Source organism: Diaphorobacter sp. LR2014-1 (assembly GCF_002916785.1).
GTDB classification, from domain to species: Bacteria; Pseudomonadota; Gammaproteobacteria; order Burkholderiales; family Burkholderiaceae_C; genus Diaphorobacter; species Diaphorobacter nitroreducens.
The window spans coordinates 83,293-95,694 of sequence record NZ_MTBE01000010.1 but is presented as its reverse complement, the minus strand read 5'-3'; the positions used below and the strand labels follow the sequence as shown (position 1 = coordinate 95,694).

At 69.7% G+C, this 12,402-nt stretch carries 10 protein-coding genes; 5 read left to right on the top strand and 5 right to left on the bottom strand.

Annotated features, from left to right (window positions below; all coding sequences use genetic code 11):
* Positions 1-193 precede the first annotated feature (193 nt).
* On the top strand, positions 194-1,159 hold the full coding sequence (locus tag BV908_RS10205) for an IS110 family transposase (RefSeq protein ID WP_078465000.1): 966 nt from the start codon (positions 194-196) through the stop codon (positions 1,157-1,159).
* Positions 1,160-1,175: 16 nt separating this feature from the next.
* On the opposite strand, the gene BV908_RS10200 is transcribed toward BV908_RS10205, so the two are convergent.
* Genes BV908_RS10200 through hemC form a run of 4 tightly spaced genes read right to left on the bottom strand, consistent with a single transcriptional unit; the run spans position 1,176 to position 5,302 of the window.
* Positions 1,176-2,459 carry a heme biosynthesis HemY N-terminal domain-containing protein gene (locus BV908_RS10200; RefSeq protein ID WP_103738049.1) on the bottom strand — a complete coding sequence of 428 codons (1,284 nt, stop codon included), beginning with the start codon at positions 2,457-2,459 and terminating at the stop codon, positions 1,176-1,178.
* 23 nt (positions 2,460-2,482) lie between these two features.
* Complete coding sequence (locus BV908_RS10195) at positions 2,483-3,559, bottom strand: uroporphyrinogen-III C-methyltransferase (RefSeq protein WP_103738048.1); 1,077 nt, start codon at positions 3,557-3,559, stop codon at positions 2,483-2,485.
* Positions 3,549-4,367 (bottom strand): uroporphyrinogen-III synthase, encoded by an 819-nt coding sequence (locus BV908_RS10190; RefSeq protein ID WP_103738047.1) that lies wholly within the window; start codon positions 4,365-4,367, stop codon positions 3,549-3,551. The genes BV908_RS10195 and BV908_RS10190 overlap by 11 nt, the downstream gene beginning before the upstream one ends.
* 2 nt (positions 4,368-4,369) lie before the next feature.
* Entirely contained in the window at positions 4,370-5,302 is a 933-nt protein-coding gene (gene hemC, locus BV908_RS10185; protein ID WP_103738046.1) for a hydroxymethylbilane synthase, read from the bottom strand.
* Between the two features lie 124 nt (positions 5,303-5,426).
* Here hemC and ppc point away from each other — a divergent pair, with 124 nt between their 5' ends.
* The 4 genes from ppc (at position 5,427) to BV908_RS10165 (ending at position 11,750) form a co-directional block, all read left to right on the top strand.
* Positions 5,427-8,276 carry a phosphoenolpyruvate carboxylase gene (ppc, locus tag BV908_RS10180; protein ID WP_103738045.1) on the top strand — a complete coding sequence of 950 codons (2,850 nt, stop codon included), beginning with the start codon at positions 5,427-5,429 and terminating at the stop codon, positions 8,274-8,276.
* A gap of 9 nt (positions 8,277-8,285) precedes the next feature.
* Complete coding sequence (gene yccS / locus BV908_RS10175; RefSeq protein WP_103738044.1) at positions 8,286-10,469, top strand: YccS family putative transporter; 2,184 nt, start codon at positions 8,286-8,288, stop codon at positions 10,467-10,469.
* 97 nt (positions 10,470-10,566) lie between these two features.
* The gene (locus tag BV908_RS10170) at positions 10,567-11,181 is read left to right on the top strand and encodes a hypothetical protein (protein ID WP_015913771.1); all 615 of its coding nucleotides are present in this window, start codon (positions 10,567-10,569) and stop codon (positions 11,179-11,181) included.
* 14 nt (positions 11,182-11,195) lie between these two features.
* Positions 11,196-11,750, top strand: coding sequence for a FlgO family outer membrane protein (locus tag BV908_RS10165; RefSeq protein WP_246867486.1), 555 nt, complete (start codon positions 11,196-11,198; stop codon positions 11,748-11,750).
* 81 nt (positions 11,751-11,831) lie between these two features.
* Here the strand turns inward: BV908_RS10165 and flhC are convergent, their stop codons facing one another.
* Positions 11,832-12,371 carry a flagellar transcriptional regulator FlhC gene (flhC, locus tag BV908_RS10160; RefSeq protein WP_015913769.1) on the bottom strand — a complete coding sequence of 180 codons (540 nt, stop codon included), beginning with the start codon at positions 12,369-12,371 and terminating at the stop codon, positions 11,832-11,834.
* Positions 12,372-12,402: the final 31 nt, after the last annotated feature.

The following is a 12,402-nucleotide window of genomic DNA, read 5'->3' as shown; positions in this document are numbered from 1 at the left end:
TTAAACCAGACCAGCGCGGTAGAGTCTGAACGCCGTTGAGGCGGCCAGACCGGCCCGTGCAGTTTGGTAGGCGCTGGGGTGATAGAGCCCGTGACTGAGTACAGAACGCATGGCCGCCGCGCTGGTCTTCGTGAAGCCCGAACGGTTACGCGCGCCTTGATTGAGCGCGCATGCACAAGCAAGGGATCTGAAGATCATGTCTGTTACCTCAGTGACGGTGGGCATCGACGTGGCCAAGGCGCACGTGGATGTCTGTGTGCTGGGTGCCAAGAGCAGCGCCCAGCGGTTTGACAACGATGCCGAAGGCCACTCGGCGCTGGCGGCTGCCCTGCAGCCCCTGGACGTGGGTCTGGTGGTGATGGAGGCCACCGGCGGCTACGAGGCCGCGTTAGCGTGTGCCCTGCAGGCCACAGGCCTGCCCGTGGCGGTCATCAACCCGCGCCAGGCGCGCGACTTCGCCAAATCCATGGGACGCCTGGCCAAGACCGACGCGGTGGATGCGCGCACGCTGGCCGAGCTGGCAGCGGTGCTGCTGCGCCGCGACGATCTGCAGCGCTTCTTGCGCCCCCTGGCCGATGAGCGCCAGCAGTGGCTCGCGGCCCTGGTCACGCGCAGGCGCCAGTTGCTGACCATGCTCCATTCGGAGCGCCAACGGCTGCAGATCACGCCCAAGAAGCTGCACGCCAGCATCGAGGCCATCGAGGCGGCGATCAAGGCGCAGCTCGATGAGATCGAAGAGCAGATGGTCACGCATGTGCGCGAGCACTTTGGGGAGCTCGACACGCTGCTGCAGTCGGCTGCGGGAGTCGGCCCGGTGGCCAGTGCCACGATGATTGCCGAGCTGCCAGAGCTGGGCCGGCTGAACCGGCGCGAGATCGCTGCATTGGTGGGCGTGGCGCCCATGGCCAATGACTCCGGCGGCAGCAAGGGCAGGCGGCGCGTACAAGGCGGGCGCTTCGAGATCCGCCGCGTGCTGTACATGGCAACGCTCACGGCCACCCGCTACAACCCGGCCATCAAGGCCTTCTACGAGCGTCTGAAGGCCGCTGGCAAGTTGCCCAAGGTCGCCCTGGTCGCTTGCATGCGCAAGTTGCTCACCACGCTCAACGCCATGGTGCGCACTGGAAAACCTTGGGACAAGTCGCTTCATTGCGCTTGACTTCGAAGACGGTTACTCAGGCGTTCGCCTGGGCGGCTTTCTTCCAGGCATCCGCGGCGGCCTCTGCGTCGCCGCGCTGCTCGGCCAGCTCGGCAAGATGGCGCCAAGCGCTGGCGCGCAGCGACGCATCGGTAAGCTGCTGAGCGGCCTGGGTGAAGAGTTGCTGGGCCTTGCCCCACAGGTTGCGCTGCAGGCAGGCCTTGGCCGACAGGTATTGCAGACGCGCGTTGCGCGGAGCCGCCTGCTGGGCGGACTCGATGCGCGCCAGCCAGTTGGCATCCAGCGCCTGCAGGCTGCCCTCAAGCGCGCGCACCAGTTTGAGCACCTGGGCATCGGGCAGCGGGGGCTGAGCGGGGTCCGTCATGCGTTCCCACACCGGCAGAAGCCATGCGCGCACCTGCATCGCATCGCCGCCCAACTGGCCCAGGCGCTGCGCCGCATGCACGGCAATCTCGGGCATGGCGCGCTCATGGGGCTCCAGCCCCAGCCAGATGCGCTGCAACTGGGCCGGGTCGTAGGCGCCGTTGATCAGTTCCATTGCCAGGCCGCGCACGATGCTCTCGGCGGCGGCCGGCGAAAAAGCGTGGTGCTTGCCCAGCAGACGGGCGGTTTCCAGCGCCTGCTCGGTCTGGTGCGACAGGCGCGATGCCTTGAGTTTGGCGCGCAGTGCCAGCGTGCGGCGCGCCGTGCCGGCCGGCAGGACGGAAAGGCGCTCCAGCGCGGTGGTGGCGTCGCGCTCGTCCAGCGACCAGCGTGCAGCGCGCAGCTGCGCGCCCTCGCGCAATTCCTGCTCGATGGCGACCGCACGATCGGGAATGTTGTCCAGCGCCTGCTGCAAGTGTGCTTCCCGCGTGGCACGGTCCTGCAGCGCATGCGAGCTTTCCGCGGCCACCATGTGGGCCAGCGTGCGCAGCCGACGGCCATGGGGCAGGGCTTCCTTGGCGTCTTCGAGGGCGCGCTCCTGCGCGATCGCGGATTCCGCGGATTTGCGGGCGCGCAGGAAGCGCCCTCCCAGCATCTGCGACAGCGCATCCAGCAGCGCACCGTGCATGGCACGCTCCTTTTGCAGCAGGCGCCAGCGGCGCGCCTGCATGGGTAGCTCCAGCAGCGCCGCCAGGGCACGCAGCGCCGCGTACAGCAGCGTGAAGCCGCCGAACAGCAGCATCAGCACCATGTTGAGGGACAGGTCGATGCGGTAGGGCGGCCAGAACAACGTGACCGTGCCCTGGTTGTTGCCCGCAAACAGGGCGACGGCAACGGCCACACCGAACAGGGCCAGGAACCAGAGTGCTGCGCGCATGGGCAGAGTGTCCTAGGGGCGGGTCAACGGCCGGCCGCGGCCGTGGCCAGCGCGGCGAAGGTGTCCTCCAGCGCGGGCATTTCGACGGTCTTCATGTGCGCCTGCAGCTGCTGCAGGGCCTCGATGGCGTTCTGCGTGCGGCGCGAGGCAGGATCGAAGTACTTGCCCAGCGCGCTGTAGGCGCCGGCCAGGTCGGCGCGCGCCGAATCCATGCGACGCGCCAGCAGGCCCAGCCGTGCATTGAGCAGCTTGAGCTTGAGGTTCTCGCGCAGGAAGAAGGCCTGGTCGGGGGCGAGCAGGATGGCGTCGGGATGGTCGATGCGGCTCACGCGCACCAGGCCGCGCACCTCGTCGCGCACACCTTCCCAGGTGCGGTGCAGCGTGGCTTGCCAGCGGGGCTGGCTGGCGGTGCTCGCAGCGGGGGCGGGCGCCGTCGCCTCGCCCGCCGGGCGGCGCATGCTGGCTGCCTGGGCCACGCTGCCCAGCAGGGGCAGCTCGTCCACCTGGCGCACCAGGTCGTCCAGGCGGCCGAGCAGACCCGCAGTGTCGATGACGTTGGCGCGCTCCAGGCGCTCCAGGTCATGGCCCATGGCGCGCAGCACGGGCGCCAGGCGCGGCTGCGATGCGCGCTCCACGCGCTGGCTCGCGCTCTTGAGCGCGGCCACCAGGGGCTGCAGGCTGCCCGTGAGTTGGGCCTGCTGCTGCGCCAGGCGGATGGCGGCTTCCAAGTCCACCACCAGGTTCTCGTCGCGCGTGCGCGAGAGGCTTTGCATGAGTTCTTCCAGCTGGCTGCGCTGCAGCGCGACTTCGCTCACGCGGGCTTCTGCCACGGCCAGGCGCGTGGAGGTCTCGCGCGCCAGCTCCTGCGCTTGCTGGGCCATGGTGCGCGCCTCGATGGCCTGGGCGCCGGAGTCGGCCGACTGGCGTGCCAACTGCTCCTGGATGGACGACAGCCGCTGCCACAGCATCACCGAACTGGCCAGCGCGGCAATGGCGATGGCGCTCAGCGCGAACAGGGTCGCGCGGCCGCCGTGGGCCGCGGCGGGCCGGGGAGCGGCGGGCGCCGGTGCGGGCAGCCCGGATGAGGACTCATTGCTCATAAAGCGATTCTATCGAGGCTGTCACTTCATCGAACGCCGGACGGCATTCGTGCACGCTGCCAAAGCCGGCCGCACGTGCGGCCTGCGCGATACGCGGGTGGGTGGTCAGGGCGCGGGCCATGCCCCAGTGTTGCGCGGGCAACACAGCACGCAGGTTGGCGATGGCCTCGGAACTGCTCAGCAGCCAGACCGAGCCGTCGCTGGCGGCCGCTTGCGCCAGCACCAGTTGCTGGGCGTCGAGGCAGGGTGCGCCGCGCTCGTACGCGGCGACGAAGTCCACCGCGCCACCCGCAGCGGCGATCTGCCGGGCCAGCCATTCGCGCCCGTTGCCGCCCTCGGCCGTGGGGGCGTTGGCTCCACGCACGATGAGCACGCGGTCGCCCGGGCCGATCTGCGGCGCGACCACCTGCCACAGGGCCTCGGAGTCAAACTGCGCGGCGTCGGCGCCGGGAGCGTCAATGCGCTCGGGCGCAACCCCGGCCTGCACGAGTGCCGCCACGGTACCGGGGCCGGGAGCCCATACTCTCGTTTTGATAGCTGCTAACGCTTGTCCAGAAAGCGTTAGAGGCATATTTGATTCAAAGAAATACTGCGCCGCGTTGCCGCTCACGAACATCACCGCGCAGTAGCGGTCCATCCGTGCGCGGGCCTGTTGCAGTTCCTCGCGCAGAGCCGGGTTGGTCACCGGGCCGATGGCGATGAGTGGCAGCGCCAGCGCGGCGATGCCGCGCGCCTGCAGATCGGCGGCCCACTGCGTGGCCTCGCGCGCGGGGCGCGTGACGATGGCCCGGGGCGGCGGCACGGGCAAGGTCAGAGCGCTCCCACCGCGCCCGCAGTGCGCAGCTGTGCGGCGACGGCCAGTCCCAGCGCGTCGGCCTGCTCCAGCGTATGCACGGGGGCCACGCCCTCGGCGCGTACCAGCGGCACCCGGGCCGCGACGTCGCCCCAGGCGGCGCGCAGCGAGAGCGTGTCGCCGTCCCACTGGCCATGCGCGGCCAGCGGCATGGAGCAGCTCCCCCCCATGGCGCGGCTTACGGCACGCTCGGCCGTCACCGTGAGCCAGGTGCGCTCATGGGCCAGCGGCGCCAGCGCCTCGCGCAGGTCGTGGCGGTCGCCGCGGATCTCGATGCCCAACGCGCCCTGGCCGGCGGCGGGCAGCATCTGCTCGGGCGTGAACACGGCGCGGACGCGCTCGTGCAGGCCCAGGCGCTTCAGGCCTGCGGCCGCGAGCACGATGGCCGCGTACTGGCCTTCGTCCAGCTTGCGCAAGCGCGTCTGCACGTTGCCGCGCAGCGGCTCGATCTGCAGGTCGGGGCGCAGCGCTTGCAGCAGCACCTGGCGGCGCAGGCTGGACGTGCCCACCACCGCACCGTGGGGCAGCTCGTCCAGCGATGCGTAGCCGGGCGACACGAAGGCGTCGCGCGGGTCCTCGCGCTCCATCACACAGGCCAGGGCGAAGCCCTGGGGCAGCTCCATGGGAACGTCCTTGAGCGAATGCACCGCGATGTCGGCGCGGCCTTCCTCCAGCGCCACTTCCAGCTCCTTCACGAACAGGCCCTTGCCGCCCACCTTGGACAGCGTGCGGTCCAGGATCTGGTCGCCGCGCGTGGTCATGCCCAGCAGCGCCACGGCGTGGCCGCGCGCGCGCAGCAAGGACTGCACATGCTCGGCCTGCCAGAGCGCGAGTTGGCTTTCGCGCGTGGCGATCACGATGGAAGGAAGCGAGGGGGAGGGAGTGGTCATTGCGGCGTCTGTCTCGGCCCCCGCAGGCACGGCGGCGGGGCAGCGGGGAATGCTAGCATGCTGCGCTGCAACAGCCGCGCCATTCCATCAACCATCCCATCGGCGCGCCAGGAGACCTTTGCGCATGACCGCCCCCGCCCGCAAGACCGACGCCGCCGCGGCGCCGGCGCCCGCCCGCAAGACCGACAAGGACCTGCCGCTGATCCAGGACATCCGCCTGCTGGGGCGCATCCTGGGCGACGTGATCCGCGAACAGGAGGGCGTGGCCGCCTATGACCTGGTGGAGCAGGTCCGCAAACTGTCAGTGGCCTTCCGGCGCGACGCGGACCACGAGGCCGACAAGGCGCTGAAGAAGCTGCTCAAGGGCCTGACGGGCGACCAGACGGTGAGCGTGATCCGCGCCTTCACCTATTTCAGCCACCTGGCCAACCTGGCCGAGGACCGCCACCACATCCGCCGCCGCGCCGTGCATGAGCGCGCGGGCAGCGCGCAGGAGGGCAGCATCGAGGTGGCGCTGGCGCGCCTGCGCTGGGCCGGCATCGCGCCGCGCACCGTGGCGCAGACGCTGGCCACCAGCTATGTGGCGCCGGTGCTCACGGCCCACCCGACCGAGGTGCAGCGCAAGAGCATCCTGGACGCGGAGCGCGAGATCGCCCTGCTGCTCACCCAGCGCGACGATATCCAGGCGCGCGCCCAGCTCTACAACAGCGCGAAGGACACGCTCACCCCGCGCGAGCTGGCCGCCAACGAGGCGCAGCTGCGCGCGCGCGTGGCCCAGCTGTGGCAGACGCGGCTGCTGCGCTACTCCAAGCTCACCGTGGCCGACGAGATCGAGAACGCCCTTTCGTACTACGAATACACCTTCCTGCACGAGATCCCCAAGATCTATGCCGAGCTGGAGCGCGAGCTGGGCGGCAACCAGCCCGTGGCGAGCTTCCTGCGCATGGGCCAGTGGATCGGCGGCGACCGCGACGGCAACCCCAACGTGAGCGCCGACACGCTGGCCCTGGCCCTGCGCCGCCAGGCCGAGGTGGCGCTGCGCCACTACCTGACCGAGGTGCATCACCTGGGGCGCGAGCTGTCGCTCTCCAGCAACCTGGTGCAGGTCTCGGCCGAGATGCTGCAGCTCGCCGCACGCTCGCCCGACACCAGCGAGCACCGCCGCGACGAACCCTACCGCCGCGCACTCACGGGCGTGTACGCGCGCCTGGCCGCCACGCTCAGGGATTTGACGGGCGGCGAGGCTGCACGCCATGCCGTAGCTCCACAGAATGCGTATGCCAGCGCGGGCGACTTCCTGGCCGATCTGCGCGTGATCGAGGCTTCGCTGCGCTCGCACCGCGGTGCGGCCCTGGTGGGCGAACGCCTGCGCCCGCTGATGCGCGCAGTGGAAGTGTTCGGTTTCCACCTGGCCACGGTGGATCTGCGCCAAAGCTCCGACCAGCACGAGCGCGTGGTGGCCGAACTGCTGGCCACCGCCCGGGTGGAGTCCGACTACGAGGCCCTACCCGAGCCCGCGCGCCGCGCGCTGCTGCTGCGCCTGCTGTGTGACGCACGGCCCCTGCGCGTGGTGGGGGCGCCGTATTCCGAGCACACGACGGGCGAGGTCGCCATCTTCGAGACCGCGCGCCAGATGCGCGAGCGCTATGGCGACGACGCCATCCGCCACTACATCATCAGCCACACCGAGACGGTGAGCGACCTGCTGGAGGTACTGCTGCTGCAAAAGGAAGTGGGCCTGCTGCAAGGCACGCTGGACACGGGCGCCAGGGCGGACCTGATCGTGGTGCCGCTGTTCGAGACGATCGAGGACCTGCGCAATGCCGCGCCCATCATGCGCGAGTTCTACGCGATCCCTGGCATCGTGCAGTTGGTGCGCGCCAGCGGGGCCGAGCAGGACATCATGCTCGGCTACAGCGACAGCAACAAGGACGGCGGCATTTTCACCAGCAACTGGGAGCTGTACCGCGCCGAGATCGCGCTGGTGGCGCTGTTCGACGAGATGAACGCCGCCCAGGCGGGCGCGCCCATCCAGCTGCGCATGTTCCACGGTCGTGGCGGCACGGTGGGGCGTGGCGGCGGACCCAGCTACCAGGCCATCCTGGCGCAGCCGCCAGGCACCGTGCGCGGGCAGATCCGCCTGACCGAGCAGGGCGAGGTGATCGCCTCCAAATACGCCAACCCCGAGATCGGCCGGCGCAATCTGGAGACCCTGGTGGCCGCCACGCTGGAAGCCACGCTGCTGCAACCCACCAAGTCCGCCACCAAGGCGTTCCTGGAAGCCGCCGAGCAGCTCTCGCAGGCCAGCATGGAGGCTTACCGCGCGCTGGTGTACGAGACGCCGGGCTTCACCGATTACTTCTTCAATTCCACGCCGATCCGCGAGATTGCCGAGCTCAACATCGGCTCGCGCCCGGCCAGCCGCAAGGCCAGCCAGCAGATCGAGGATCTGCGCGCCATTCCCTGGGGCTTCAGCTGGGGCCAGTGCCGCCTCACGCTGCCGGGATGGTTTGGCTTCGGCGCCGCGGTAGATGCGTTTTTGAACACGCCCGGCAAAGACCCCAAAGCCCAGCTGGCGCTGCTGCGCAAGATGTACCGCCAGTGGCCTTTTTTCAGCACGCTGCTGTCCAACATGGACATGGTGCTGGCCAAGAGCGACCTGGCGCTGGCCTCGCGCTACAGCGAGCTGGTGGCCGATGCGCGCCTGCGCAAAAAGGTGTTCGGCGTGATCGAGGCCGAATGGCAGCGCACGGCCGACGCGCTCACGCGCATCACAGGGGAAAAGCAGCGCCTGGCGGCCAACACGGCGCTGGCGCGCTCCATACGGCACCGCTTCCCCTACATCGACCCCCTGCACCACCTGCAGGTGGAGCTGGTGCGCCGCTGGCGCGCGGGCCAGGGCGACGAGCGCGTGCAGACCGGCATTCACATCTCCATCAACGGCATTGCCGCGGGGCTGCGCAACACGGGCTGAGGTACGGGCGTGGTAGACGGCATCACGGCGCAGTGGCTGCAACGCCTGGGCGCGCAGGTCGCCTGGGCTTACGGCCTGCGCGTGCTGCTCGCGCTGGGCGGCGCCATGGCCTGGAGCTGGGGCACGCACCAGGTGGAGCTGGTGGTGCCGCTGTTCCTGGGCGTGCTCGCGTCTGCGCTGGCCGAGACGGATGACAGCTGGCGCGGCCGCCTGAAGGCGCTGCTGGTCACACTGGCGTGCTTCGCGCTGGTGGCCTTCCCGGTGGCGGCGCTCGTGGACCAGCCGCTGTGGTTCCTGGTGGTGCTGCTGGTGTGCAGCTTCGTCTTCACATTGCTGGGCGCGGTCGGCGGGCGCTACCGCGCGATCGCTTCGGCCACGGTGATCCTGGCGCTGTATGCGGCACTCAGCGTGCCCCAGGGTGCGGGCGACACGCAGCCCTGGTGGCGCATGCCTGCGCTGCTGCTGGCGGGCGCGGGGTGGTACGGGCTGCTGTCGCTGGCGTGGTGTGTGCTCACGCCGTTGTTGCCCCTGCGGCATGGCATGGCCGCGCTGTACGAGGAGCTGGGCGCCTACCTGCGGCTCAAGGCCAGCGTCTTCGAGCCCGTGCGCGGCGTGGATGTGCAGCAAAGGCGGCTGGCGCTGGCACAGACCAATGCGCGCGTGGTGGCGGCGCTCAACAGCGCCAAGGAAAGCCTGTTCAGCCGCATGGACGCGCAGCCGCCCCAGGGCCGGCTGCTGCAGCTGCTCAACCTGTATTTCATCGCCCAGGATATTCACGAGCGCGCGAGCTCCTCGCACTACCACTACAACGAATGGGCGGACGTGCTCTTTCACAGCGATGTGCTGTACCGCTGCCAGCGCGTCCTCACGCTGCAGGGCATGGCCTGCACGCAACTGGGTGAAGCACTGCGCCGGCGTCGCCCGCTGGTACGCGATGCGGGGCATGCGCAGGCGCTGGCAGACCTGCATGATTCCATCACCTACCTGGAGCGCCAGGGCCAGAGCGCCTGGCAGCGCCCGCTGCGCTCGCTGCGCGCGCTGGCGCGCAACCTCAGCACGCTGGACGCGCAACTCACCACCGCCACGCTGCCCATGCAAAACGCGGTGCTGGGGGACATCGCATTGTTCGACCGCACACCGCGCTCGCTGGCCGATGCGTGGGGCCGCGTGCGTGCGCAGCTGCATGCGCGCTCGGTGCTGTTTCGGCATGCGGTGCGCCTCACGCTGGCGCTGGCCGCGGGGTATGCCGCCATGCAGCTCACGGACCCCAGGCACGGTTACTGGATCCTGCTGACCACGCTGTTCGTCTGCCAGCCGACCTATGGGGCCACCGTGTCCCGCGTGGCGCGGCGCGTGCTGGGCACCGCGCTGGGGCTGGTGGCGGGCTGGGCGTTGCTGGAGCTGTTCCCCAGCCCGACCCTGCAGGCGCTCTTGGCCGTGGCGGCGGGGGTGCTGTTCTTCCTTACGCGCACCCAGCGCTACCTGCTGGCCACGGCGGCCATCACGCTGATGGTGCTGCTGTGCTTCAACCAGACCACGGGCGAAGGCTACACGCTCATCCTGCCGCGCCTGCTGGACACGGTGATCGGCAGTCTCATCGCGGCGGCCGCCATGTTTCTGGTATTGCCTGACTGGCAGGGCAAGCGCCTGGGTGCCGTTGCGGCCGAGGCGCTGGAGGCCCATGCGCTGTACCTGCGCGAGATCATGTCGCAGTACGCCACGGGCAAGGACGACGACCTGGACTACCGCCTGGCGCGCCGCGTGGCGCACAACGCCGATGCGGCCCTGTCCGCCGCCCTGTCGCACATGCTGCTGGAGCCGCGCTGGGTGCGCCGCCACGCGCGCGTGGGACTGCAGTTGCTGGTGCTCTCGCATACGCTGTTGAGCTATCTGTCGGCCCTGGGTGCGCACCGCGGTCTGCCGGCCGACGTGGCGGCCGATTCGTTGGCAGAGCGCGCCGCCCGTGAGGCCGCGGACCAGATCGAGCAGATGGCCCAGGCGCTGCGCGGGCGGCATGCGCTGGCGCAGGAGGATGGCGCTGCCGAGGAGTTGGCGCTGGCGCTGGAGCAGGCGGCCGATGCCTCCGGCGACGGCCTATCGCTCGTGCAGGCCCAGTTGGCGCTGGTGTGCCGGCAGGTGGCGCCGCTGCGGGCCGCGGTGCGCTCGCTTGCCGGGCAGGGCGCGGCGGCCTGAGGCTGATCTAGCCCGCAAAGCCCGTCTTGTTCCACCCTTGGGGCGCAGGCGCACCGGCTAGCATGGCCGGTCGTCACGCAATACATATTCTTCGATCATGAGAAACCGGGTTTTGGCCTTCTGCGTCCTGGCCGGGCTGGCGGCCGGCTGCGCGCCCCTGCCAACGGCGCCGCACGGCGCGACGCCGGAGGGGGCGCACGCGCCCACGGAGCAACAGGCGGTGAACGCAGTCCGCCAATGGGACGTGCTGGCTGCCGACGTGGCGGCGCATGTGGCCGACCGGCTGCGTGCGTGGCCCGCGGGGCAGCACCCGATCCATGTGGAGATGGCCCCCCAAGCCTCCGACTTTCAGCGCGGCTTTCGCGAGTTGCTGGTCACGCATTTGGTGGAGCGGGGCATCGCCGTGACCACCGAACCCGCAGCCCTGCGGTTGCGGGCCAGCACCCAGCTGGTGCAGCACCACGCGGGTGCGGCGTCCGCGGCGCCGTTGCAGCGCCTGGCCGAAGGTGTGTACGTGCGGCGCAATGCAACGCATGCGGACGCGAGTGTGCCGATGCGCACCGAGGTGCTGGTCGTCACGTCGCTGGAAAGCGAGGGCCGGGTGCTGGTGCGCACATCTGACGTGTACACGATCGCGCAGCCGGACGCACCGCTGTACCAGCGCCCCGCTGCGGCGCCGGGGCCCCTCACGACCTGGCGGGTCGTGCCATGAAGGAGGGAGACCGCATGACACAACGCATTGGAATACAGCGGCGCGTGCTGCTGGCAGCGGTGCTGACCGCCAGCGCATTGGCCCTGCCGGGCTGCGCACGCTACTACTACGGCGCTGCGGCCAGCAGCGACCCCGTGGACCTGATGGCCAGCAACCACGGCGCCGCGGATGCGCTGTTGCTGCAAGTGCCGCTGGATCCCGATACCCCTGTGTTGGTGGCAACGGTGGTGCAGTTGGACCGGTTGGATGAATCTTCGCGCCTGGGGCGCTTGGTGGCCGAGCAACTGGCGGGCCGGCTGGCCCAGCGCGGCTTGCGCGTGACCGAGTTGCGCATGCGCGAGACCCTGGCGATGCGCCCCGGCCAGGGCGAGCTGCTGCTGTCGCGGCACGCACAGGAGGTGGCGCGCGCCCAGGCGGCGCAGGCCGTGCTGGTGGGCACCTACGCGGTGGCGCCGCAGGCGGTTTACGTGAGCCTGAAGCTGGTGGGCGCGGGCAACGCGGTGCTGGCGGCGCACGACTATGCACTGCCCATGGATGCCAACGTGCGCGGTCTGCTGGCGGGCCGGTAGCCCGTTGTCGCGCCGTTATGCTATTTATTTAATAGCTGTTAGCGTTTGATGGGTAAGCGATAGAAGCCATTTTGACCTGAATTAGTGCAGCGTGAGTGCGCCGGCGCTCTTGCTCTTGCCGGCACGTGCGGGCGGGTTGCACAGGCCGCAGGTGTAGTGGCGGTTCTCGTACAACTCGGTGACGAACTGGCCGCTGCACTGCGAGCACTTGGTGCGCGTGAGCATGCCGGCATCCACGAACTTCACCAGCCGCCAGGCGCGCGTGAAGGACAGCAGTGGGTCGATCTGCGCCGCGGCCACCTGCTCGTTGTAGAGGCGATAGGCCTTGGTGAGCAGCTCCACCGCGTCCAGGCTCACGCCCTTGGACAGATATTCGTAGATGTTCAGGAACAGCGAGCTGTGGATGTTCTCCTGCCAGGTGAGGAACCAGTCCGTGGAGAAGGGCAGCTGTCCCTTGGACGGCGACTTGCCCGCGATCTCCTTGTACAGGCGGATCAGGCGTTCGTACGACAGCGTGGTCTCGGACTCCAGCACCTGCATGCGGGCCCCCATCTCGATCAGCATGGCGGCGCGTTCGATTTGCTTGGATTCGTTGAGAACGCTCTTGGCGGGTGCGGACATGGCGGGCTTTCGGAAGAAGAGGGGAACGCTG